A 22,055-nucleotide genomic window follows, 5' to 3' on the forward strand; every position below is an offset into this window, starting at 1 on the left:
TTTTCTATTTCTGTACTTGTGCTGGTAATAATTGATTAAGATAATTTGTAACAATTTCAATAAATCTTTTTGGTTCTTCTAAGTGAGTATTGTGTCCCGAGTTCTTTACAACTTTATGTTTTGCTTTGTGAAAACCACGCACAATTTTTGAATTTATAAAAGTGTATTTGCTATCAAGCTCTCCGCTGATTAAAACAACTTTAACCGGAATGGTTTTCAGTTTGTCGTGAAGTGGTGGCATTATTCCCGTTGAAAATCCCTTGAGAATATTCATCATTCCGATTTTGCTGTTATCATATTTTTTCCGGTGAAGCTTTTTAATTTTATCGTTTGAAAACCTTCGCTGTGTGTTAAACATTTCCTGATCATACCAGAGTTCAATAAATTCCTCCATAGTATGATCGTGAATGAACTGAACTAACTTCAAATCATCTTCATATCTTTTCTTTCTTTCAGCATCATTCTTTATTCCAGCAGAAGAACTTTCAAGAATCAAACCTTTAATTTCTTTTGGATAAGCTGTGGCAAATGACAATGCAGCACGACCACCCATCGAGTAGCCAATCAAAATTGCCGGATTGCTTAAGGTTAGTTTATCTTTTATAAATTTTATCTGCTCAATAATAGCTTCAGTTGTGTAGTAATCAGGATTAACTGGTTTATCACTCTTACCGTGACCAATCAAATCAATTGCAGCATAGTTGAAAGTATCAGGCAATTGCTCAATAACAGGAAACCATTCATCGGCGCTGCCTGTAAAACCGTGAATAAAAATTACAGTGTCTTTTGATGCATCAAATTCTTTTGGTATTTCTACATTCAGTTTAATGTCTTTGAAAAATAATTCCATATAAGTAACTCACTTTAAAATTTTCTTTGTAGCATTCCAGAATTTTTCTTTAAGCGATTTGGTAAAGAGAGAATCAGTTCTTACTTCCAAAATTAAGCATGAATTTGATTTGTTAGAATTGACAATCAATTTTTTATACTCATTAAGTGATTTAATTAACTCGTAGGATAGGCCAAAGCTTTCCGATATTTTCTTGAAATCTATACTGATTGGCGTTACAAAATATTTCTGAAAAATTTCTTTTTGTTTTGAGATAGGCAGATAGTTAAAAATTCTTCCACCGTTGTTATTTATCAGAATGATTTTTATAGGAATGGCAAATTGCTTTGCCAGAAGCAGTGCATTCAAGTCATAATAGAACGATAAATCACCAATTACAAGATATGTTAGTTTTCCTGATGCCAGAGCAACACCAATTGCAGTTGAAATTATTCCATCAATACCACTTGTCCCACGATTTTGAAATACATTTATCTTTTTATTATGAATCGGAGCATAAAAATCAAGGTCCCGGACAGGCAAACTGTTTCCGATAAATAAATTTGAATCTTCCGGAATTAATTCTAACAATTGCAGGATAACATTTACTTCGTTCAAAGAATTTTCGAAAATCTTGTCTTTAACTGATTCAACTTTGTTATTAAAATCTCGTAAATAATTAAGAATATCTGAAGAAGATTTTTCAAGTTTTTTATTGATTAATTCTTCTATGAAAGATTCAGGTTGAGATTTGATTATCTTTGCTTTTTTTGTGGAGTCAAATCTGTCTCCGTGCTCATTAACTACTATTCTCTTTGCTTTGGTTTGAACAATAAAATCTTCAAGATTTTGTGAAGTCAGATTTCTTCCGAAATGTATAACTGTTCCGGGTAGGAAAAATTTTTTTAAATCTTTTCTTCGCACCAATGCTTCATAGTTTGAAATTAGATTCGGAATTTCTTTTCTAGAAAATCTTAATCCTGAATTTGCATCTGCAAAGATTGGTATATTTAATTTTGCCGACAATTTACTAAGCAGTTGAATAAATCTTTTATTAAATAAGCCCGCGCCTATAGTTATCAGATCAATCGAACGAACTTTAATTTCAGATTTTCGATTAACAATCGTTAAAGTTTTTCCGGATAATAAACTTTCTGAAAAACTATCAGCAAATTCAAGTAATGATTCATCAACTGTATCAGTAATTGAATCCGGTTCAAATGGTTTTTCAAACTGAAAGTTTAAATGAACAGGACCTTTATTCAAAAGTATGGAAGTTATAATTGCTTCATAAGCAGAAGTTAAAAGTATCTTCAAATTTATTTTATCAGGAAAGGGAAGAGGAAGTTCAGCAAATAATCTTATGTGATTTTTATAAATGTTGTTCTGATTGATTGTCTGATTTGATCCAGTGTTTCTTAAATACGCTGGCCTGTCAGCGGTGCAAATTATCAATGGCACACGACTTTGATATGCTTCAATTATTGCCGGATATAATTCTGCAGTAGCTGTTCCGGATGTAGTCACAATTACAACAGGTGAGTTAGTTGCTTTCGCAATTCCGAGTGCTAAAAATCCTGATGTTCGTTCATCAACAACAGGGAAAGATTTTATTTTCTTTTCAGATGCGATTGCAAATGTTAATGGTGTGCTTCTTGAGCCAGGCGAAATGCACGCATGTTTAACTCCGGTTTTGACAAGAAAATCTGTGAACAGAGTTGCCCACAAAATATTTCTGTTGACTTTAATCTTCATTACTGAAAAGAGAAATTATCGGCTGAAGCTTTAATTCTGTTTCGGTATATTCTTCAATGGGATTTGATTCTTCAACTATTCCGCATCCTGCAAACGCCATAAGTTTATTTTCTGAAACCAAAGCAGATCTTATTGCAACAAAAAATTCCGCATCACCTGATAAGTTGAATGAGCCAACAATACCGGAATAAAGTCCTCTGTCAAAACCTTCGAGAGTTTTAAGTTCGTTTAAGGATTGCCTGGTTGGTATGCCGCAAATTGCCGGTGTAGGGAAAATTGAATTTATTAGTTGAAAATATTTTGGTGATTCTTTCAACCGTCCGGAAATTTTTGTTTGAAGATGTTGGATATTTTTTAATCTTTTGATTAAAGGAGTTTCGTCAATTTCAATTTCAATCAAATGCCTCTGAAGATTATCACGAAGATGATCAATAACAATATCGTGTTCTTTTTTATTCTTCTTGCTTGCAGAAAGTAAAAGTGCAAGATCCGAATCTTCATATTCATCTGAACCTCTGTTTATAGAGCCGGCAAGAGCTTCGGTTCTGAAAAAATCTTTTTCAAATTTACCAAGTAATTCCGGACTTGAACCAAAGAAATAATCCTGATGAGATTTAATTAAAAAGTTCAGACAATCCGGATATTCAGAGTTGAGCTTATCGAAGACATCATTCCATAAAAAATTTCCGGATATTTTATAATCAACTTTTCGCGCAAGAACAATCTTCTGAAGTTTGTTTTCTTTGATCTCATTTACAGCTTCAACAACCTTTTTCTTCCAGATTTCAAAATCAATATCAGAAATTTTTTCTATTGTTGCGGAAGACTTTTTGCTCAAAGTCAGGTGGGCAATATCTTTAATAAATTTTTGAGCTTCGCCAGTATGCTTTGAATTCAAATCATCCTGAAGCGAAGATGAAAGAAAATTCTGTGCGCAGTATAGTTTATTCTCTCTGTTAAATATTATAAACTGCGGAATAAACCAAAAAACTTCTTTGAAGTTTGTCCATATTTTTTCTTTTACTGTGGATGGGAATTTTACATAACCAAAAAAAATCGGAAGACCTTCGACCAAATCTCCTGCAGTTACATTCTCACGGAAGTTCAAAATTAGTTGATCAAGTTCTGAAAGATTTTCAACTGAATTTTCTACCTGAAATAATTTGCCTGCAGCGATATATTCGGTATGTGAAAAAGGTTTTGAATAATAGACAAATGAATCGGAATTTTTATCTACTGCGTCAATTAAATCAGAAACTTTCATCCCTTCGAGAGGAAAAACAATCTGATGAAAAATTAAATCGTCTTTCGTTAAATCTGTTAAGATATTTTGCTCTGAAATGTTCAAACCTTGTCAAACTTTAATTATCTCTTATTGTAAAATTAAGTTTTTGTGCTAAAAGTTCACAATTGAGGATTGTGGGGTTAAAGTTGATACTTCTTCAGCGTGTTTTAATGATATTTTATCAAGATGCGAAATGATATTCTGCAATACAAAAAATTTATTTTGCTTTTGTCGGAGCCAAATTGAATTTAAGTTCCGGAACTAATTTGAACTTAACTGAATGATTTCTTTCTCCGAAATAATTCTTATCACCCGTCGAAATTAGTTCCTGTTCTTCTTCACCCTGCAGGTCTCCGGAAATTTTCCTTGTAACAGGATTGTAACAAATTTGTATATCCCTTGACTCTCCTTTAACCAAATCAAGATTTGCATCGAACTTAAATTCACCGATTTTATACTTCTCAATAACAGCGATTTTAATTGAGATGCTTAATGAACTGAGTATCGGAATTTTGAATTTGATTGGTGATCCGATTATCCCATCATTATTCCAATCAACAATTGTATCACAAAAACTTTGACCAGCCGCCTCAACTTCAACAATAAAACTTTTAGGAATTATTTCAAGTTTTTCATTTCTTGCTGTGTAATTTGTTATTCCATTAATTCTGCTTATCTCAAGCCATAATTCACGATCCCGTTTGGATGGTTGTGTGTAGTGATCTTTTAGAATTTTTTGAGTTAATGATAAACCTTCTTGATTATCATAAAAAATAAAAATGAATTTTTTTGAACCGATCAAATAATCAATTTTAATGTAAGCATATATCTTCCCCTTCAGTGCTGATAAATTGTTGGTGGCATCTGTCTCATAATCAAAATAATTTTCTGAGGAGAAGTTTTTCAGTTGAATATTTCTCGAAAGCTTCAGTGTATCATCTATGATTTTAACAAATCCATCAATACCAGCTTCAGCTATTTCAAAACCTGCATTTAATTCACCGGAAAAATCTAAATCAATGAATGGAGATAATTGTTCCTCAAGTTTTCGGTTTGAAGGATTAAAATATTTTTGTATTCCGGCTTTGCCTTTTGTTCTGATATTTCCTTCAACATCAAACGGACCTAACGAAAGTTCAATACCTGATTCCCAATTTAATTCTCTGAAATAATTTTTCTTTGCAGTCGAATTAAGATTATCCTTAATTGTTTCATTGTTTAAAAGAAATAGCATCAAATTATTCTGAGCCGGAGAATTAAAAACTCTGTCAATTAGTTTAAGAACAGGAATGTTTTCATTGAAAATTTTTATTTGAATATCAACTTCTGTATCTGCATTTACCATAACTGAAGAATTCTTTTCTTCTGCAGAATATTTTAGTCTGGATTCTAATCCGATACCAAAATTGTCATCACCAAATTGAACAGACCAGTTTTTATTTTTTTTGATTGGCCAGGACTCTTTGGGCGTCCCTGATTTTAGTGCCGATTGAACTTCTTTTTCAGTAAGCAAACCACAAGGAGTTACTCTTAGATTTTCTTTAGCAGAATAATTTGCTGATTCATTTAGCAAAGATGATTGTCTTTGCAGATGATCGTATGAATATTTAAATCGTCCTAAAATTATTTCCTCATCCTGATTACGAAGTGAATAACCAAACTCATTGAGTTTCTTCTCAATCTCATTTACTTCATCCAGAAATTTCTCTGCAGAAACAGACCTGCCGTTTTTTAATTTAATTAATGCCGATTTATTTAACTTAAAATCATGGTAAGTAAAAGATTTGAACTGAATTGGTTTTAGCTTGTTTAGCTGAAATTTTTCTGATGAGATTTTTATTAGTTGAGGATTTTTATAAAATACCTTTTGTCGAACCTGCAATTGAGTATCATTAATTTGTGCGATTATGAGTTGATTGCAGAGTACAATTAGAGAAAATGAAACAAATAAATTTAAGAGGTTCACTTTCATCTGAATCCTCCAGAAATCTTATTAAAGAACCACACAAGAGATTAAAAAATTATTTTGATTTACTAACTCAAAATTAATAAAAAGAGTAAGGCAGATAAACAATGTGAATAATATCAATTCAAAATAATTTATTAAGATGAACTATTAGAAGTTTATATCCTCTTCAACTGTTTCAAGCATTCTTAAGTAACTATCATAACGCTCTTCGGAAATCAATCCTTCTTTAACAGCTTGTACAACTGCACAACCCGGTTCGTGGTTGTGTGTGCAGGTATTGAATCTGCATTCGTTAATAAATCCGGAGAACTCAATAAAATAATGACCGAGGTCTTCTTTTCTGATTCCATACGGATCAATTTCACGAACGCCTGGCGTATCAATAATATAAGTGTTATCTCCGACAAAAAACATTGTGCTTGTAACTGTTGTGTGAGTTCCTTTGGAAGTGTAATTGCTGATTTCCCCAACTTTCAGGTTAAGATGCGGATAAATTTTATTGAGAAGAGATGATTTCCCAACACCGGATTGACCCCAAAATAAATTCTTTTTAGCCGGAAGTTTTAATTTTAGTTCATCAATTCCTGTTTCTGTTTTGATGGAAGTTAAAAGCACTTCATAACCAATTTTAGTATATAGAGATTGCCAATGTTTTACTGAATTATTTTTATCAAGATCTGTTTTATTGATTATAATTTTAACACTGAGACGAGAGCTCTCGCAGGCAACTAAAAATCTGTCAACAGTTTTGTTGTTAAAGTTCGGTTCTGAAATACTTGTAACTATAAAAACCTGATCAATGTTTGAAGCAATAATTTGTTCAAGTCGTTCTCCTCTATAACTCGCACCACGAATTCTTGGTGCTTTTCTGGAAAGATAATTTTCTCTCGGAAAGATTTCATATATAAAACCGGTTCCATCATCGTTCAGATCAAACTTAACTTTATCACCAACAACAGCAATGTCTGTCTGGTATAATTTATCTTTTTTGAGAGAAAAATCTTTTTTGAATTTACCACGCAACACACAACGAATAAGTGCGTGCGATTTTAATTCATAAACATAGTAATCTTTGCTTTCTACTCTCGAAATAATTCCTTCGATTGCATTACTCCTTTATTTATACTGATGCAAAAATACAACTGAAAATCAACATTTATAGCGAAAACAAAATTTGATTGGATGATTGAATAGAATGACTGATTGTCATTTCGACCCCGACCTGTCGGGGGAGAAATCTTTCAACACAACTATGTAAAGCACAAAAGCGAATGAATGAATGGATGAATGGATAGATTAATAACTAAATGAGACTTGTAATGTTGATTGGATTGTATCATCCCAATATTCGATTATCGGATACTTAAAACCTGAATTAGTTAATTAATTAACAATTTAACTCATCTTCACTAAAATCAATACTCTGCTTCTGTAAATGAATTACAATTATTGCTGTGAACTCTAATTCAGAACTCTTCGATCTACCCGCAACTATCTTTTCGCTTCTCACTACTTTTGAAACACTTTATTACTGCTTGTATCATTTTATTTCTCATTTTATTTCAATTTTCGGTTTATCAGTGCTTATCGTGGCATGACGATTGAATAAAATTGGCTATGAATTTATTCGAATACATAATCATATTTATTCTTATCGCAATAACGGTATTCTCAGTTATTAAATTTCTTCATTACAGGAAGAACCAGCGCGAGATTAAAAATCTTTTCAAATAATTCTCATCACTTTCAAATTATTGCAAACTCTATGGCTCATCTCTATATTTGATTGAGCTAATTAAGGATATTTATGCACCCGAAAGTAATACTTCAAACAAATTTTCCCGGACTAAAATTTCTTAAAAGAGGTAAAGTAAGAGATATTTATGAAGTCGGTGAATATTTACTTATTGTTTCAACCGACAGAATTTCTGCTTTTGATGTTATAATGAATCAGGGAATACCTTACAAAGGAATGATACTTACAAAAATTTCAGAGTTCTGGTTCAGATTTGTTGAAGATATTATTCCCAACCATTTGATTACCACAAATGTGGAAGAATTTCCATCGGAGTGCAAACCTTATGCTGATGAACTTCGCGGAAGGTCAATGCTTGTTAAAAAGACAGAAGTAATCCCTATTGAAAGCGTGGTTCGCGGTTACATTACCGGAAGTGGTATGGTTGATTACAAAGCAACAGGAAGTATATGTGGAATAAAACTTCCCGAAGGTTTGGTCGAATCAGAAAAACTAAACGAACCGATTTTTACACCTGCTACTAAAGAAGAGCTTGGTTCTCATGATCAGAATATCTCGGAAGATGAAGCAAAAAAAATTGTTGGCGATGAAGTTATAAATTTCATTAAAGAGAAAACGATTGCTGTTTATAAAAAAGCTTATGAAGATGCTTTGAAGAAAGGAATAATAATCGCCGATACAAAAATGGAATTCGGTAAATATAATGGTGAAATAATTCTTATTGATGAATTGCTTACTCCTGATTCGAGCAGATTCTGGCCTGCAGATAAATATCAGAAGGGAAGAGTTCAGGAAAGTTTTGATAAACAATTTCTTCGTAATTATCTGATTTCAATTAATTTCAACAGACAACCTCCTGCACCGGATTTACCCGAAGAAATTATTATGAAGACAAGTGAAAAATATCTGGAAGCACTTGAGAAGTTAACAGGTCAAAAAATTTAATCTGGAAAGACAATCCGTCTCAGGAAGATTGCCTTGTCCGATAATGTAAATTATTAACAAAAAAATGAATCCGAAAAAAATAAAATTGATTGAAGGTAAAAATCTGTTGATAAGCTGGCAGGATGGTAAAGAGCATTCAATTCCATTGCTGAAGTTAAGAAAACTTTGTCCTTGTGCGACTTGTTTAGCAGAAAGAGAAAAGCAAAGTAAAACTTATATCCCGGTTTTTTCAGAAAATCAGATTACGGTTGATGAAATTAAACAGGTCGGAAATTACGCAATAGCAATTTTCTGGAAGGACGGACACAACACGGGAATTTATGAATACACATTTCTCCGACTAATTGGTGAGAATAGCAAAGACTAAAAAATGACTTTACCAAATCAGTTAACAGTTTTAAGAATAATCCTCACTCCGGTTTTCCTGTATTTTTTCCTCTCAAATGATCCTTTGTTCATTCAGATTTCATTGGCGATTTATATTATTGCAGCACTAACCGATTGGTACGATGGCTGGCTTGCACGGAAATTTAATTACATAACCGAATGGGGAAAATTCTGGGATCCTTTAGCTGATAAGATTCTGACTTCTGTTGTATTTATCGGATTCGTTATAGTCAAACTACTTCCTTTATGGATGGTTTTACTTATTATCTTCCGTGATTTATCCGTTACCTTACTTCGCGTTTATGCGGATAGCCGCGGATATTCTTTCCGAACAACTTACTATGCAAAATGGAAAACAATGCTTCAGATGATTTTTCTCTACTATCTTTTGATTCTTTATGTATCAAAAAACACAGCTGAGATTTACAATCAATATCAAATGATAGTTGATATACTGTTAAACAAAGATATTATTTATTTTGTTATGCTTGCTATAACTATAATAACAGTTCACTCGGGTATAACCTATTTACTTCTGAACAAATCACTAATAAAACAATTACTCAATGAAACAGATAAACTGGTTTGAAAAATTTCTTGGTTCCGGTTTTTATACCGGATATATTCCGTTTGCTTCAGGAACATTCGGAAGTCTTGCTGCATCAATTATTTATTTTCTAATTCCGGGAACGGAAAATATTATTGTACTTTTTGCAATGATTCTGGTTTTCTTTCTTTACGGAGTTTTTGTTTCATTTAAATTTGAAAATGTTTATGGAAAAGACCCGGCTGAATGTACTATTGATGAGGTTGTAGGAACCTGGATTGCTTTATTGAACTTGCCAAAATCATTACTGCTGGTAATCATTTCTTTTTTTGTGTGGAGAGCACTGGATATAATTAAACCTTTCCCTGCTCGAAAATCCGAAAGCTTGCCGGGAGGTTGGGGAATTATGGTTGATGATGTTATTTCCGCATTCTATACATTTATTATAATGCAAATATTGTTTCACTATTTTAAAGTGAGCTGAAAAATGAAAGCGTATTTGATTTCTATCGGAGATGAATTATTAATTGGTCAAACCATTAATACAAATGCTGCCTATATTGGTAATGCACTTTCTGAAATCAACATTGAAGTAATAGAAGTATCATCTATCGGAGATGATATTAAAACAATTCTTGAAGAACTTCAGCGTGCATCTGCAATGGCTGACTTGATTGTAATTACAGGCGGACTCGGTCCCACTCACGATGATGTTACAAGAAATGCAATCGTTTCGTTTTTCAAAACTGAGTTAATTCAAAATGAAGAAGTTCTAAACGACATTAGAGCTTTGTTTGAAAAAAGAGGGAGAAAGGTTACACCAATAAATGAAGCTCAGGCACTTGTTCCTAAAATTGCAACTCCGATAAAAAACAAACGAGGAACTGCTCCGGGAATGTGGATAGAGCAAAATGGTAAAATTTATGTGGTGATGCCAGGTGTGCCTTTCGAAATGAAGGGAATGATGGAAGATTTTGTTATTCCGAAACTGTCTGAATTAATGAAAGATAGTACATCTATCATTAAAAAATTAATTCTGCAAACCACTGGAATTCCCGAATCTGCATTATTTGAACGATTAGGTAACCTTGATGAATTATTGGATAATGCAAAAATAGCATTCCTTCCGAATCAGTACGGAGTGAAATTAAGAATTACAGTTACTGAAAATTCAGAAGAAGAAGCGCTTAAGAAATTAAATGAAATTGAACAAAAAATCAGAACAAAAGTTGGCAGGTACATTTTCGGTCGGGGCGAAGAAACTCTTGAACAGGTAATTGGTAAACTACTTTCGGACAGAGGACTTACGCTCGCTGTTGCTGAATCGTGTACAGGTGGAGAGGTGTGCAGCCGTATTACAAATGTAAGCGGAAGCAGTAAATATTTTGAAAGAGGAATTGTTACTTACAGCAATGCTTCTAAAGTTGAATTACTTAGAGTAAATGAAGATACAATTGCGGAAGTCGGAGCAGTTTCAAGAGAAGTTGCAATGCAAATGGCCGAAGGTGTCAGAGCAGTCAGCGGAACTGATATTGGAATTTCAACAACAGGAATTTTAGGCCCCACCGGTGCAACAACTAATAAGCCTGTCGGTTTGGTTTTCATTGGATACTGTGATGAAAAAGTTTGTACAGCTAAAAAATTTCTTTTTGGTGATGACAGAATCCTGAACAAACAACGCGCAACTCAGGCAGCTTTGGAAATGCTCAGAAGACAATTACTCGGCATTTCAGATGAAGAGTAGAATATTTGTTGCATTAAATATTCCTGATGAAGCAAAAGACAAGCTGTTTGAAATTATAAATCAGCTTCACACTGATAAAAATTTAAAGTGGGAAAAAAAGGACAAAATTCATCTCACACTTAAATTTGTCGGTGATGTTGATGATGAAGATGTTCCGCTAATAACAAAGGAGCTTGAATTTCTTCAGGAATATAAAACGCAAAACCTTCAGATTACCGGATTCGGATTTTTCTTTCGATTCAAAGAACCAAAAATTCTTTGGGCAGGATTAAAATTTTCTGATGAATTGAAACTAATTGCACAAAAGTTGGACGATTACTTTACTAAGTTTGGAATAGAAAAAGAGAAAAGGGAATTCAAACCACACTTAACTTTGATGAGAATAAAAAATAACCCTGGTGATAACTTTATTAACAAATTCAAAAACTCTAAATTTGAACCGATTGATTTTCAAAGTAATTCCATTTCGTTAATTAAAAGTGAATTGAATCCTTCTGGTTCAGTTTACACAGAAATTAAAAAATATAATCTCAGACCATTGGAGGAATAATGAGTACAGATCGCGATCAAAAACTTAAAATTATTGAAGATGCTATAGCCGGAATAGAAAAGACTTACGGTAAAGGCGCTATAATGAAACTTGGTGATGGAATCATCAACGACATTGAAGCAATTCCAACCGGAGCTTTATCGCTTGATATTGCACTTGGTATTGGTGGAATTCCAAGAGGAAGAATAACCGAAATATTCGGTCCTGAATCAAGTGGTAAAACTACATTGTGTTTGCATGTAATTGCAGAAGCTCAGAAGATGGGTGGACTTGCTGCATTCATTGACGCTGAACACGCACTTGATGTTAACTATGCTAAAAAGCTTGGTGTTGACACAGCTAATCTTCTTATTTCACAACCTGACTACGGCGAGCAGGCACTTGAAATTACAGATACACTTGTAAGAAGTAATGCGCTTGATGTAATTGTAATTGACTCAGTTGCTGCATTAGTCCCCCGTTCAGAAATTGAAGGAGAAATGGGCGATGCAACAATGGCAGTGCAGGCAAGACTTATGTCCCAGGCACTCAGAAAACTTACTGCAGCGATTTCAAAATCAAAGACAGCAGTTATATTCATTAATCAGTTAAGAAGTAAAATCGGTGTGATGTTCGGGAGTCCTGAAACAACAACCGGTGGAAATGCTCTTAAGTTTTATGCTTCTGTAAGAATTGATATAAGAAGAATCGCAGCAATTAAAGAGGGCGAAGATGTAATTGGTAACAGAACAAAAGTTAAAATTGTAAAGAGTAAAGTTGCCCCACCATTCAAACAGGTTGAATTTGATATTCTTTACAACGAAGGTATTTCCAAAACAGGTGACCTTGTTGATCTTGGAACCGAACTTGGCATTATCAAAAAGAGTGGTGCGTGGTTTACTTATGGAGAAGACAGAATTCAGGGTAGAGAACAATTCCGTCAGAAGTTAATTGAATATCCTGAAATGTATAAACGACTTGAAGATGAAATAAAAGCTAAGATTGGTTTTAAACGGGCAGGTTATGAAGCTGAACAAAAAGCTGAGGAAAAGACAGAAGAAAAGAGCAAATCAAAAAAATCTGCTAAGTAAGAATGATTGTTGAAAGAATTGTAAGTAAAGATGATGATAAAGCTACGGTGTTTTTTGATAATGGCGAGAAATTAGTTTTACACAAAGATGTTTTATATCAAAGCGGTTTGAGGAAAGGTGATGAAATTTCTTCAGACCGCTTTTCAATTTTAAATCAGGAAGAAACTTTTTATCTCATTAAGCAAAAAGCATTTCGTTTACTGCAGCGAAGAATCCACACGGCTAAAGAACTTCATACAAAACTAAGACAGAAATTTTCTGATGATTCATTGATTAAAAAGTGTATAACTGAATTGCAGCAAAAAGGTTTTATTGACGACAAAGAATTTGCTGTTGCCTTTATCTCAGAAAAACAGAAATCAAAAAAATGGAGCAGGGCAAGATTAAAATCAGAATTGATTAAACGCGGAATTTCATCTCAGATAATAAATGATTTTTTGAATGAAACATTTAATTCAGAAAAAGAAGAACAATCAGCTCTTGAACTCGCAGAAAAGAAATACAATCAACTTATAAGAAAAGAGAGTGATAAAAGAAAATTATTTCAGAAGCTTGTAATGCACTTACAGTCAAAAGGATATGATTATGATTTGTCTTCAGAAATCGTTAGAAAAATACTTAGTGTTGAGGAAGATTAGTTTTTAATACTTTCTTTCAATTTTTTCAGAAAATTTTTGATTTGAGTGTTCTGAACTTTTTCAATCGCTTCTTCATAAACAAACCATTTTCTCTTTCTTAAATTTTTTTCAGGATAATCATCAAGCTCTTCATCAACTTCCATTGTGTAAACTTTCACTAATTCTTTTCCGCTTTTCTTTTCGTTTATAAACTGACCGACTTCAACAGTTTCGTTTGAGCCAACAACACCTGCTTCTTCGTAAGCTTCTTTCTTTGCGGATTCAAAAGGAGTTAGATTAAATTCAATATAACCTTTAGGAACAATCCAGTTCTTCTTTTTGATTGATGTAACAAGAAGTATCTCAAGCTTTCCGTCTTTAAGACGATAGGGAATTACTGCAGACTTTGTGAATTCAACTTCCATTGAAAATGATTAACTTGTAATTGTTAAATAAATTTTACTCAGCGCAAAAATATAACTATCACAGGCAAGATGAAACTTTTTGAAAATTATTCATTGAAAGAATTAAACACTTTTCACATCGATGTTAAAGCAAAGAGATTTATAATTGTTGAAAATGTGAATGAGCTTAAAGAGCTATTTAATTCATCTGAATTGTCAGCCGTAAAATTTTTAACTCTTGGTGGTGGAAGTAATATTCTCTTTACAAAAGACATTGATGATACGATTATCCATCTTTCATTCAATCAACTTTCTGAACTTAAATCAGATGATAATTTTGTTTATCTGAAGGCAGAAGCAGGATTGATTTGGGATGATCTTGTCAAATATTCAGTTGAAAAAAATCTTGGTGGCATTGAAAACCTTGCAATGATTCCCGGAACAGTTGGAGCAGCACCAATTCAGAATATCGGTGCTTATGGTCAGGAACTTAAAGATACTTTGGTGGAAGTTGAGTTTTACGATTTGATTGAAAATAAAATTAGGTGTCTCAGTAATGAGCAGTGTCAGTTTGGTTATCGTGATTCGGTTTTCAAAAATGAATTGAAGAATAAATTTATAATTACATCAGTAACATTTCGACTATCTAAAAATCCTGTTCCCGTTTTGAATTATGGAAATGTATCAAACGAACTTTCCAAATCCGGTATTAAGAATCCGACAGTCAAAGATGTAAGTAACATCATCAGAAAAATACGAACTGAAAAACTTCCTGATCCGGATTTAATAGGGAATGCAGGAAGTTTCTTTAAAAATCCTTTTGTTGAAGAACAAATATTACAGCAGATAAGAAAGAAATTTCCTGATGTGCCATCATTCAATCAGGAAAATAAAATTAAAATTCCTGCTGCCTGGCTAATTGAAAAATCCGGATTGAAAGGATTTAGAAAAGGAAATGTTGGAACATATCCGAATCAACCTCTTGTGATTGTAAATTATGGTAATGCAACCGGTACTGAGATTCTTGAATTTGCGATGTTCATTCAAAAGACAGTATTAGAAAAATTCAATATTCAACTTGAACCTGAAGTAAATATTATCTGATAAAGCTACATTAAGATATTTCTAATCCGTGTTAATCTGTGTTATCTGTGGTTAAAAAATCAACTAACCACAGATTGCAAAGATTCTCTCTGATAAAAAAAGCATCTTCCAAAGGATAAAGTCATTTTCATTTTTCAAATTGAATTGCAATTATTTTGTTCTATAATTATTTTCTCATCAACAATTATAAGGAGTGAGCAATGGGAAGCAACTCAAAAGATGAAAAAATATTATCTGCTTATGAAAAAGCAGCTCAGGAAGGTATTGATCCGCGTTGTATTCCACAGAAGTTGACAGGTAGCGTTCCAATTCACGATGAAATTGTTTATCCTGATTACACCGACGAAGAACAAAACAACTGGAAATTCTTATACAATCGTCAGATGAGCTTTTTACCAGGCAGAGCTTGTGATGAATATATTGATGGTGCAAAAGCACTTAATCTCACGCCTGATAGAATTCCTTATCTTAAAGCAATCAGTCATGTTTTTAATAACACTACAGGTTGGAAAGTTGCAAGAGTTCCCGGATTGATTGATGTAGAAGATTTTTTTGGTTTAATCAGTAAAAAAATTTTTCCTTCAACAGATTACATCAGAACGAAAGAAGAACTTGATTACACACCTGCACCGGATTTATTCCATGATATTTTCGGACATATGCCTTTGTTGACAAATTCAAACTTTGCATCGTTCTATCAGCAATTTGGAATTGCTTCATTAAACGCAACCGGAATTGATAGAAAATATTTGGAGACTTTGCACTGGTTTACTGTTGAATTCGGTTTAATCAAAAAGCCAGAAGGAATGAGAATTTACGGAGCAGGAATTTTATCATCGCTTGGTGAAGTGCAACACGCTCTTTCTGATGAAGTAGAAGTAAGAGAATTTGATCCGGATAAAATTGTGGTTCAGGAATATGATGTTTGGCACCTTCAACCGATACTTTTTGCAATTGAATCATTCGAGCAACTGGAAGATGGATTCAGAAGCTGGACCAAAAGAAAAAAACTTCTTTAATTGAACTTTCCCGATTTTTATTTGTTGTGTTGCTTGTAACACTAAGTTGCAAGAACGAATAGCTTTGGCTAATTTTTCAAACAAATAATTCAAAATCTTTCCACATAAAATAAATAGGAGAAAATATGTCATTAAAAGTTGGAGATATCGCTCCTGATTTTACATTATTTAATCAGGATGCTCAACCGGTTTCATTAAATCAATTTAAAGGTAAAAAAGTAGTTCTTTCTTTCTTCCCGTTTGCAAATACATCTGTTTGTACAAAAGAAATGTGCACATTCAGAGATGAAATGAAAGAATATGAATCATTAGATGCTCAGGTTCTCGGAATAAGCGTTGATAGTCCGTTTGCATTAAAGTTATTTCATGAAAAGAACAATTATAATTTCCCGTTACTAAGTGATTTCAATAAAGAAGTTTGTACAAAGTATGGAACTTTAACTGTATTTGTTCCCGGTAAATTTGATTTTCAAGGCGTTTCAAAGAGAGCAGCTTTTGTTATTGATAGAGATGGTGTTATTCAATATGAAGAAGTACTTGACAATCCTGGCAACGAACCAAATTATAATGCAATCAAAGAAACTCTTTCAAAAATCAAATAGGTATTATTATGATTGAAGAAGGAAAGAAAGCACCGGACTTCACCCTTCCGGATCAGGATGGAAATAAAGTTAAGCTTAGTGACTTAAAAGGGAAGTATGTTGTGCTTTATTTCTATCCGAAAGATGACACTCCCGGTTGCACAAAGGAAGCGTGTAACTTTCGTGATACATTCCCTAAGTTCAAAAATATTGATGCTGTAATTCTTGGAGTTAGTCCTGATAGCGTTTCATCGCATAAGAAATTTGCAGAGAAGTATAAATTACCTTTCCGGCTTTTAGCTGATGAAGATAAAAAAGTTGTTGAGAAGTACGGTGTTTGGAAAGAGAAAAGCATGTATGGAAAAAAGTATATGGGAGTTGAACGAACAACATTTGTAATTGATCCTGACGGGAAGATTAAAAAAATCTTTCCAAAGGTAAAAGTTGATAATCATCATAAAGAAGTATTGGAAGCATTGAAAGACTAAATATGGTTTACATTACGAGAAGAGAAACATTCGCCGCTGCTCATCGTTTATTCAAACCTGAGCTTTCTGATGAAGAAAACTTAAAGATGTTTGGTAAGTGCAGCCATCCAAACTGGCACGGACACAACTACACTCTTGAAGTAGTTGTTGCCGGTGAAGTGAATCCGGAAACAGGTTTCGTTCTTGATGTTAAAGAGCTGAAAAAGATAATTCATCAGTATGTAATTGATAAAGTTGATCATAAGAACTTAAACTTAGATACTGATTTTTTGAAAGGAATTATTCCGACTTCAGAAAATATATGTATTGCAATATGGAATCAGTTAAAAGATAAAATTCCATCCGGAAAACTTTATTCTGTAAAATTGTACGAAACAGAAAATAATTATTTCGAATACCGAGGAGAATAATAATTGAACAAAGAAAAATTTGAATCCCTCGTCAGAAACATTCTTATTGAAATTGGAGAAGACCCAAACAGAGAAGGTCTTCTCTCAACTCCCAAAAGAGTTGCAGAAGCTTATGAGTTCCTTACTGCAGGTTATCAAAAAGATATTGATGAAGTTCTTAACAACGCCATCTTTACAGAAAAATATGATGAAATGGTTTTGGTAAAGAATATTGATTTTTACAGTATGTGCGAACATCATATGCTTCCTTTTTACGGTAAAGTTCATGTTGCTTACATTCCCAACGGAAAGATTGTTGGATTGAGTAAGATTCCGAGAATTGTCGAAGTCTTTGCCAGAAGATTGCAGGTTCAGGAGAGAATGACACAACAGATTGCCGATACACTTGAAAAATATCTTCAGCCCGTTGGAGTTGCAGTGGTAACAGAAGCATTTCACATGTGTATGATGATGCGTGGCGTTGAGAAGCAGAATTCATCTGCTACTACAAGTGCAATGCATGGAGTATTTAAAGATGACGCCAAAACCAGAAATGAATTTATAAACTTAGTGGGAATCAGAAATCTTTAATGGATAAATCAAACGGAATCTGGGTAACCGGCGCAAGCAGCGGAATTGGCAGAGCTACAGCCGCTGAGTTTGCCCGTGTTGGTTGTAAAGTATTTGCTTCTGCACGAAGAAGTGTTGAATTGGAAAGACTAAATTCTGAACTGGAAAAAGAAAATCGTTCAGTTGAAATTTTTCCTTGCAATGTTGCTTCTTATCAGAATGTGGAATCTGCTTTCAAAAAAATTACAGCGACCAGCAAAATTGATTGTCTGGTAAACAATGCCGGCGTAACTACTTTCAAGCTTGCTACTGAAAACTCAATCAATGAAATTAATGATATCATTTCTACTAATCTGCTTGGCTCAATTTATACTATTAAAGCAGTGCTTCCGCATATGATTGCAAATGGAGGTGGAACTATAATTAATGTTCTTTCTGTGGTTGCTAAAGCTGTTTACACAAAAAGCTCTGCATACACTGCTTCAAAAATGGGATTGCTTGGTTATACAAATTCTTTGCGTGAGGAATTGAGAGAACACAATATCAGAATTATTAATATTCTTCCTGGCGCTACCGAAACACCTATGTGGCCTGGTAAATTAAGAGAATTGCACAGTGATAAAATGATGACTTCGGAAGATGTTGCAAGAATAATTATTTGGGCTTATTTGCAAAAGGGGAATGCAGTAGCTGAAGAAATTGTTGTACGACCAATTACCGGTGATTTAAAATAAAAATGTCACCCTTCGATGAACTCAGGGTGACATTTTTTTAGGAGAGAGACGCTATGAGAAAACTAATCTTTGTCCATATGTCTGTGCATCTTCATTCTTTTACCTTCCTTCATCATTTCTCCGGGTTTCATTTCGCGCCAAATCTGTTTCTGATTATTATCTAACAATTCATAAATATCCATTTGGTGATTGGCCTTTTCAACAGCCATTGAATTCCTTATTTCACTTATTTCTTTTGTTAGTTTCAATAAATCGCTGCGATTTAATTTATCACTTCTTCTCAATGCATTTAATTCAACTTCTTTTTTCTCTAGGTTCGCTTTCAGGTCAATCATTTTTTTCTGATGATTTAATCTTAATTCTTCAACTTTCGCTTTTTGAGCATCAGTCAGATTCAGTCTCTCTTCCATCCGATTGTGAATTCGTTCCCTCATTTCCATTCTTTGTCTCTGAGCAAAAATTTGTGAAAACAGGCCGAGAGAAAAGACAGCAATTGTTAATAACAAAATTCCTTTCTTCATGTTTATTTCCTTTCTTTTGTTTGTTTTGCCCTTTTGACATTTATAAAATAGTTTTGGTTTAAAGATTAAATAATTAAACCGAATAAGCATTCCTGATGTCAAACAACTGAAAAAGTTTAAAGTATGCAGGAACAGAATAACGATTTTGAACTGATAAAAAAGTTTCTTGATGGAGATGAATCTGCATTTAACAGATTAGTTCTTAAATATCAGGAAAAAATCTATTTGCTTGCCCGCAGGATGACAGGCAATCATCTTGATGCTGATGAAGTTGTTCAGGAAGTTTTAATGGTTCTTTATAAAAAGTTGAATACTTTTGAATTTAAGTCTTCGTTTTACACCTGGCTTTATAGGATTACGATGACGAGAAGTATTAACTATATCAAAAAGAGAAGCTTAAAAGCATTCTTACCACTTAGTGGTCTGAAAAATAAAATGAATGAAGACTTTGATCCGCTGGTTTCATTTGAGAATAAAGAGAAGGTAGTCAGATTGGAAAAAATTTTACAGAAGATTCCTGCAAAGCAAAGAGAAGTTTTTATACTCAGAAATTTTGAACAATTAGATTATGAGGAAATAAGTAAAATAACAGGTACATCGGTTGGAGCACTGAAAGCAAATTATTTTCACGCATTAAATAAAGTAAAAGAGCTAATGAATGATTATGAAAACCAAAAATAAAAATATTGATTTGATACTCCGTTATTTTGACGGTGAACTTAATGATGTAGAGAAAGAAAATCTTTTTAATGAGTTTAAGAAAAATGAAGATCTCAGAATAGAATTTGATTCGATAAAAAATATTTTTGATTTGAAATCAGATGTTCAAAAAACAAAGGTAAATCAGGAATATCTGGATTCCATTGTTCCAAAATTCAGAACAAAACTTGAGAAGGGAAATGAAAGAAAATCATTCAACCCGATATTTGCATCTGCTTTAACTGTAGTATTGATTGCTATTGCAGTTCTTTTATTAATTCCGAAAGAAAGTAAAATTGTCACAAATAATTTTTCTGATATTTCGGATGAGGAATTAATTCGACATCTTTCTCAGGATTATTCAGATTTAATTCAGGAAGAGAAAATTGATTCATTATTGAATGCTGAACTAAAAACTGCACCTGATAAAATTTCTTATTATGTTTTTAATGGTGATGATATAACAAATCTCTACAAGAAAAATTTAATAAATCCTGAAGATGAGAATGAAATTTATTCTGAGTTAATTGCTAAAAAATTTTAATTGAGGTTAAAATGAACAAAATATTATATCTGATTCTTTTGACATTACTTATTTTTCCTGCACAAGCTCAGGAACGCCGTGAACACAGGAAGATGGATAGCAAAATTGAGCAGCTTGAAAAAGTAAAACTTATCGAAGCACTTGATTTGACTGAAGATCAATCAGTTCGTTTCTTTGCAAGAAGAAATGAGCATCGCAGAGAAATTGAAAAGCTTGAAGAGCGTTCTGATGAATTATTAAGAATAATGGAAAATATGCTCGATGAGCGGGGCGAAAAAAATCCTGCAGAGCAAAAGAAATTATTAAATGAATTTCTGGATATTCGAATTCAGATTGAGAACAAAAGGAAGCAATTTATCCTTTCATTAAATGATATTCTTACAATTGATCAGATAAGCCGATTAGTGGTTTTTGAAAAAAAATTCAGGGAAGAAATCAGAAAAATCCTTATGAAAAGGAAAGGATTGCCAAAAGAGTAATAAAAACTCAATAATTGCACTTTTGAGATATTGCATTTCTATAATTCCTCTTATATTTTTTCGCACCAAATTTTTGCGGAAGTGGTGGAACTGGTAGACACACCATCTTGAGGGGGTGGCGCCGCGAGGCGTGCGGGTTCAAGTCCCGCCTTCCGCACTCCTTTTTTTAATTAACCTTAACTAACTAAAGGTGCTAATAATGTTAAAAAAAATCTTTCAATCCATTTTGCTGGTTTCCCTTTTTGTATCTTTCAGTACATTTGCGCAGGAAATGAAACCCGAAGCCGGGAAACTTTATAACGAAGGCAATTCATTACTAAAAGCTGGTAACTATAACGGTGCTGTAGAAAAATACAATCAGGCGCTGAATATCGAGAAAGATTACCGGATTTATTACCAGAAAGGCGTTGCCTTAAAAAAAGCCGATAAACTGGATGATGCAAGAATCGCTTTTGAGGAGTGCCTTAAGCTTAGTCCGAATAACGAAGCTGCATTGAATGCATTAGGTGGAACATTTTTCTCAATGGGAGATTATAATAAAGCAATTGAAACATTCGAGAAGGTTTTAGCGGTTTCGAAAAATAATTCAGTAAAAGATAAAGTTAAGAAAAATATGTCGCTTGCCTATACCAAATTAGGTAATCAGGCAATGAGCTCAGGTAATGCTAATAAAGCAATAGAATATCTTACCAAAGCTGTTGAGCTCGATAAATACGATGCTGCTTATCTTTTGCTCGCTCAATTGTATCAGGAATTAGGTCAGTACGATAACTCAATTAAAGCTGCCGAAGATGCTTTGAAATATCGCTCAAAGATAAATAAAGGTGGAGCTTACTATTATATGGGGCTTTCCTACAAAGGAAAAGGTGATATGGCTAAGGCAAAAGAAATGTTTAATCAGGCAAAAGGAGATCCAAGTTATCGAGCAAATGCTGAGTACCAGCTTGGTTTAATGAAATAAATTTTAATATCAATTTTTGGTCGTGATATTGGAGTCACCCGGAGTTTATCGAAGGGTGACTTTTTTTATGCGAACTTTCAACGAAATTATTTATTATAATTATTAACA

At 33.3% G+C, this 22,055-nt stretch carries 26 protein-coding genes and 1 tRNA gene; 20 read left to right on the top strand and 7 right to left on the bottom strand.

Annotated features, from left to right (window positions below):
- Positions 1 to 4 precede the first annotated feature (4 nt).
- From menH to rsgA, 5 genes are all read right to left on the bottom strand, one after another.
- Positions 5 to 850, bottom strand: coding sequence for a 2-succinyl-6-hydroxy-2,4-cyclohexadiene-1-carboxylate synthase (menH, locus tag Q0X14_RS01080; protein WP_297841279.1), 846 nt, complete (start codon positions 848 to 850; stop codon positions 5 to 7).
- A gap of 9 nt (positions 851 to 859) precedes the next feature.
- Entirely contained in the window at positions 860 to 2,584 is a 1,725-nt protein-coding gene (menD, locus tag Q0X14_RS01085; RefSeq protein WP_297841282.1) for a 2-succinyl-5-enolpyruvyl-6-hydroxy-3-cyclohexene-1-carboxylic-acid synthase, read from the bottom strand.
- Positions 2,574 to 3,932 (bottom strand): isochorismate synthase, encoded by a 1,359-nt coding sequence (locus tag Q0X14_RS01090; RefSeq protein WP_297841285.1) that lies wholly within the window; start codon positions 3,930 to 3,932, stop codon positions 2,574 to 2,576. Before Q0X14_RS01090 ends, menD begins: the two co-directional genes overlap by 11 nt.
- Before the next feature lie 154 nt (positions 3,933 to 4,086).
- On the bottom strand, positions 4,087 to 5,841 hold the full coding sequence (locus Q0X14_RS01095) for a hypothetical protein (RefSeq protein ID WP_297841288.1): 1,755 nt from the start codon (positions 5,839 to 5,841) through the stop codon (positions 4,087 to 4,089).
- A gap of 144 nt (positions 5,842 to 5,985) precedes the next feature.
- Entirely contained in the window at positions 5,986 to 6,942 is a 957-nt protein-coding gene (rsgA, locus tag Q0X14_RS01100; protein WP_366522791.1) for a ribosome small subunit-dependent GTPase A, read from the bottom strand.
- Between the two features lie 703 nt (positions 6,943 to 7,645).
- Between rsgA and Q0X14_RS01105 the strand changes: the two genes are divergently transcribed.
- From Q0X14_RS01105 to Q0X14_RS01140, 8 genes are all read left to right on the top strand, one after another.
- Positions 7,646 to 8,539, top strand: a complete 894-nt coding sequence (locus Q0X14_RS01105) for a phosphoribosylaminoimidazolesuccinocarboxamide synthase (RefSeq protein ID WP_297841292.1) — start codon at positions 7,646 to 7,648, stop codon at positions 8,537 to 8,539.
- Between the two features lie 64 nt (positions 8,540 to 8,603).
- On the top strand, positions 8,604 to 8,906 hold the full coding sequence (locus tag Q0X14_RS01110) for a DUF971 domain-containing protein (protein WP_297841295.1): 303 nt from the start codon (positions 8,604 to 8,606) through the stop codon (positions 8,904 to 8,906).
- Between the two features lie 3 nt (positions 8,907 to 8,909).
- Entirely contained in the window at positions 8,910 to 9,515 is a 606-nt protein-coding gene (gene pgsA / locus Q0X14_RS01115; RefSeq protein WP_297841297.1) for a CDP-diacylglycerol--glycerol-3-phosphate 3-phosphatidyltransferase, read from the top strand.
- Positions 9,493 to 9,957 carry a phosphatidylglycerophosphatase A gene (locus Q0X14_RS01120; protein ID WP_297841300.1) on the top strand — a complete coding sequence of 155 codons (465 nt, stop codon included), beginning with the start codon at positions 9,493 to 9,495 and terminating at the stop codon, positions 9,955 to 9,957. Before pgsA ends, Q0X14_RS01120 begins: the two co-directional genes overlap by 23 nt.
- Before the next feature lie 3 nt (positions 9,958 to 9,960).
- A complete protein-coding gene (locus Q0X14_RS01125) occupies positions 9,961 to 11,217 on the top strand; it encodes a competence/damage-inducible protein A (protein ID WP_297841303.1) in 1,257 nt (418 codons plus the stop codon).
- Positions 11,207 to 11,767 (top strand): RNA 2',3'-cyclic phosphodiesterase, encoded by a 561-nt coding sequence (thpR, locus tag Q0X14_RS01130; protein ID WP_297841307.1) that lies wholly within the window; start codon positions 11,207 to 11,209, stop codon positions 11,765 to 11,767. The genes Q0X14_RS01125 and thpR overlap by 11 nt, the downstream gene beginning before the upstream one ends.
- A complete protein-coding gene (gene recA / locus Q0X14_RS01135) occupies positions 11,767 to 12,837 on the top strand; it encodes a recombinase RecA (RefSeq protein WP_297841310.1) in 1,071 nt (356 codons plus the stop codon). Before thpR ends, recA begins: the two co-directional genes overlap by 1 nt.
- A 2-nt stretch (positions 12,838 to 12,839) precedes the next feature.
- Positions 12,840 to 13,475 carry a regulatory protein RecX gene (locus Q0X14_RS01140; protein ID WP_297841315.1) on the top strand — a complete coding sequence of 212 codons (636 nt, stop codon included), beginning with the start codon at positions 12,840 to 12,842 and terminating at the stop codon, positions 13,473 to 13,475.
- On the opposite strand, the gene Q0X14_RS01145 is transcribed toward Q0X14_RS01140, so the two are convergent.
- Positions 13,472 to 13,879, bottom strand: coding sequence for an NUDIX hydrolase (locus Q0X14_RS01145; RefSeq protein WP_297841317.1), 408 nt, complete (start codon positions 13,877 to 13,879; stop codon positions 13,472 to 13,474). The two genes, Q0X14_RS01140 and Q0X14_RS01145, sit on opposite strands and share 4 nt — an antisense overlap.
- A 57-nt stretch (positions 13,880 to 13,936) precedes the next feature.
- On the opposite strand from Q0X14_RS01145, the gene murB reads away from it, so the two are divergent.
- The 7 genes from murB to Q0X14_RS01180 all read left to right on the top strand — a co-directional run bounded on the left by murB (position 13,937) and on the right by Q0X14_RS01180 (position 18,743).
- Positions 13,937 to 14,962, top strand: coding sequence for a UDP-N-acetylmuramate dehydrogenase (gene murB / locus Q0X14_RS01150; RefSeq protein ID WP_297844708.1), 1,026 nt, complete (start codon positions 13,937 to 13,939; stop codon positions 14,960 to 14,962).
- Positions 14,963 to 15,162: 200 nt separating this feature from the next.
- Positions 15,163 to 15,981, top strand: a complete 819-nt coding sequence (locus Q0X14_RS01155; protein ID WP_297841320.1) for a phenylalanine 4-monooxygenase — start codon at positions 15,163 to 15,165, stop codon at positions 15,979 to 15,981.
- Between the two features lie 125 nt (positions 15,982 to 16,106).
- Positions 16,107 to 16,583, top strand: coding sequence for a peroxiredoxin (locus Q0X14_RS01160; protein WP_297841324.1), 477 nt, complete (start codon positions 16,107 to 16,109; stop codon positions 16,581 to 16,583).
- A gap of 8 nt (positions 16,584 to 16,591) precedes the next feature.
- Positions 16,592 to 17,050 carry a thioredoxin-dependent thiol peroxidase gene (gene bcp / locus Q0X14_RS01165; RefSeq protein ID WP_297841327.1) on the top strand — a complete coding sequence of 153 codons (459 nt, stop codon included), beginning with the start codon at positions 16,592 to 16,594 and terminating at the stop codon, positions 17,048 to 17,050.
- Between the two features lie 2 nt (positions 17,051 to 17,052).
- The gene (locus tag Q0X14_RS01170; protein ID WP_297841330.1) at positions 17,053 to 17,460 is read left to right on the top strand and encodes a 6-carboxytetrahydropterin synthase; all 408 of its coding nucleotides are present in this window, start codon (positions 17,053 to 17,055) and stop codon (positions 17,458 to 17,460) included.
- A 3-nt stretch (positions 17,461 to 17,463) separates the two neighbouring features.
- Entirely contained in the window at positions 17,464 to 18,030 is a 567-nt protein-coding gene (gene folE, locus Q0X14_RS01175; protein ID WP_297841332.1) for a GTP cyclohydrolase I FolE, read from the top strand.
- On the top strand, positions 18,030 to 18,743 hold the full coding sequence (locus tag Q0X14_RS01180) for an SDR family oxidoreductase (RefSeq protein ID WP_297841334.1): 714 nt from the start codon (positions 18,030 to 18,032) through the stop codon (positions 18,741 to 18,743). The genes folE and Q0X14_RS01180 overlap by 1 nt, the downstream gene beginning before the upstream one ends.
- A 62-nt stretch (positions 18,744 to 18,805) precedes the next feature.
- Here the strand turns inward: Q0X14_RS01180 and Q0X14_RS01185 are convergent, their stop codons facing one another.
- On the bottom strand, positions 18,806 to 19,264 hold the full coding sequence (locus tag Q0X14_RS01185; RefSeq protein ID WP_297841338.1) for a periplasmic heavy metal sensor: 459 nt from the start codon (positions 19,262 to 19,264) through the stop codon (positions 18,806 to 18,808).
- A 123-nt stretch (positions 19,265 to 19,387) separates the two neighbouring features.
- Between Q0X14_RS01185 and Q0X14_RS01190 the strand changes: the two genes are divergently transcribed.
- From Q0X14_RS01190 to Q0X14_RS01210, 5 genes are all read left to right on the top strand, one after another.
- Positions 19,388 to 19,945 carry an RNA polymerase sigma factor gene (locus Q0X14_RS01190; protein ID WP_297841341.1) on the top strand — a complete coding sequence of 186 codons (558 nt, stop codon included), beginning with the start codon at positions 19,388 to 19,390 and terminating at the stop codon, positions 19,943 to 19,945.
- The gene (locus tag Q0X14_RS01195) at positions 19,929 to 20,507 is read left to right on the top strand and encodes a hypothetical protein (protein ID WP_297841344.1); all 579 of its coding nucleotides are present in this window, start codon (positions 19,929 to 19,931) and stop codon (positions 20,505 to 20,507) included. Before Q0X14_RS01190 ends, Q0X14_RS01195 begins: the two co-directional genes overlap by 17 nt.
- An 11-nt stretch (positions 20,508 to 20,518) precedes the next feature.
- Positions 20,519 to 20,986 carry a hypothetical protein gene (locus Q0X14_RS01200; RefSeq protein ID WP_297841346.1) on the top strand — a complete coding sequence of 156 codons (468 nt, stop codon included), beginning with the start codon at positions 20,519 to 20,521 and terminating at the stop codon, positions 20,984 to 20,986.
- A gap of 75 nt (positions 20,987 to 21,061) precedes the next feature.
- Positions 21,062 to 21,143: transfer RNA gene (locus Q0X14_RS01205), tRNA-Leu, on the top strand.
- A gap of 42 nt (positions 21,144 to 21,185) precedes the next feature.
- A complete protein-coding gene (locus tag Q0X14_RS01210) occupies positions 21,186 to 21,947 on the top strand; it encodes a tetratricopeptide repeat protein (protein ID WP_297841349.1) in 762 nt (253 codons plus the stop codon).
- The last annotated feature ends 108 nt before the right edge of the window (positions 21,948 to 22,055 follow it).

Origin of the sequence: Ignavibacterium sp., from assembly GCF_025998815.1 — a bacterium.
GTDB lineage: Bacteria > Bacteroidota > Ignavibacteria > Ignavibacteriales > Ignavibacteriaceae > Ignavibacterium.

What these genes read in the sequence shown, in the direction of transcription:
- Q0X14_RS01195 (WP_297841344.1), top strand. Translation starts at nt 19,929, where the DNA reads ATGAAAACCAAAAATAAAAATATTGATTTGATACTCCGTTATTTTGAC.
- menD (WP_297841282.1), bottom strand. Translation starts at nt 2,584, where the DNA reads ATGAAGATTAAAGTCAACAGAAATATTTTGTGGGCAACTCTGTTCACA.
- Q0X14_RS01145 (WP_297841317.1), bottom strand. Translation starts at nt 13,879, where the DNA reads ATGGAAGTTGAATTCACAAAGTCTGCAGTAATTCCCTATCGTCTTAAA.
- Q0X14_RS01210 (WP_297841349.1), top strand. Translation starts at nt 21,186, where the DNA reads ATGTTAAAAAAAATCTTTCAATCCATTTTGCTGGTTTCCCTTTTTGTA.
- Q0X14_RS01120 (WP_297841300.1), top strand. Translation starts at nt 9,493, where the DNA reads ATGAAACAGATAAACTGGTTTGAAAAATTTCTTGGTTCCGGTTTTTAT.
- thpR (WP_297841307.1), top strand. Translation starts at nt 11,207, where the DNA reads ATGAAGAGTAGAATATTTGTTGCATTAAATATTCCTGATGAAGCAAAA.
- Q0X14_RS01200 (WP_297841346.1), top strand. Translation starts at nt 20,519, where the DNA reads ATGAACAAAATATTATATCTGATTCTTTTGACATTACTTATTTTTCCT.
- recA (WP_297841310.1), top strand. Translation starts at nt 11,767, where the DNA reads ATGAGTACAGATCGCGATCAAAAACTTAAAATTATTGAAGATGCTATA.
- Q0X14_RS01125 (WP_297841303.1), top strand. Translation starts at nt 9,961, where the DNA reads ATGAAAGCGTATTTGATTTCTATCGGAGATGAATTATTAATTGGTCAA.
- Q0X14_RS01105 (WP_297841292.1), top strand. Translation starts at nt 7,646, where the DNA reads ATGCACCCGAAAGTAATACTTCAAACAAATTTTCCCGGACTAAAATTT.
- Q0X14_RS01170 (WP_297841330.1), top strand. Translation starts at nt 17,053, where the DNA reads ATGGTTTACATTACGAGAAGAGAAACATTCGCCGCTGCTCATCGTTTA.
- pgsA (WP_297841297.1), top strand. Translation starts at nt 8,910, where the DNA reads ATGACTTTACCAAATCAGTTAACAGTTTTAAGAATAATCCTCACTCCG.
- Q0X14_RS01110 (WP_297841295.1), top strand. Translation starts at nt 8,604, where the DNA reads ATGAATCCGAAAAAAATAAAATTGATTGAAGGTAAAAATCTGTTGATA.
- Q0X14_RS01095 (WP_297841288.1), bottom strand. Translation starts at nt 5,841, where the DNA reads ATGAAAGTGAACCTCTTAAATTTATTTGTTTCATTTTCTCTAATTGTA.
- menH (WP_297841279.1), bottom strand. Translation starts at nt 850, where the DNA reads ATGGAATTATTTTTCAAAGACATTAAACTGAATGTAGAAATACCAAAA.
- Q0X14_RS01185 (WP_297841338.1), bottom strand. Translation starts at nt 19,264, where the DNA reads ATGAAGAAAGGAATTTTGTTATTAACAATTGCTGTCTTTTCTCTCGGC.
- Q0X14_RS01190 (WP_297841341.1), top strand. Translation starts at nt 19,388, where the DNA reads ATGCAGGAACAGAATAACGATTTTGAACTGATAAAAAAGTTTCTTGAT.
- Q0X14_RS01180 (WP_297841334.1), top strand. Translation starts at nt 18,030, where the DNA reads ATGGATAAATCAAACGGAATCTGGGTAACCGGCGCAAGCAGCGGAATT.
- bcp (WP_297841327.1), top strand. Translation starts at nt 16,592, where the DNA reads ATGATTGAAGAAGGAAAGAAAGCACCGGACTTCACCCTTCCGGATCAG.
- Q0X14_RS01160 (WP_297841324.1), top strand. Translation starts at nt 16,107, where the DNA reads ATGTCATTAAAAGTTGGAGATATCGCTCCTGATTTTACATTATTTAAT.
- Q0X14_RS01155 (WP_297841320.1), top strand. Translation starts at nt 15,163, where the DNA reads ATGGGAAGCAACTCAAAAGATGAAAAAATATTATCTGCTTATGAAAAA.
- Q0X14_RS01140 (WP_297841315.1), top strand. Translation starts at nt 12,840, where the DNA reads ATGATTGTTGAAAGAATTGTAAGTAAAGATGATGATAAAGCTACGGTG.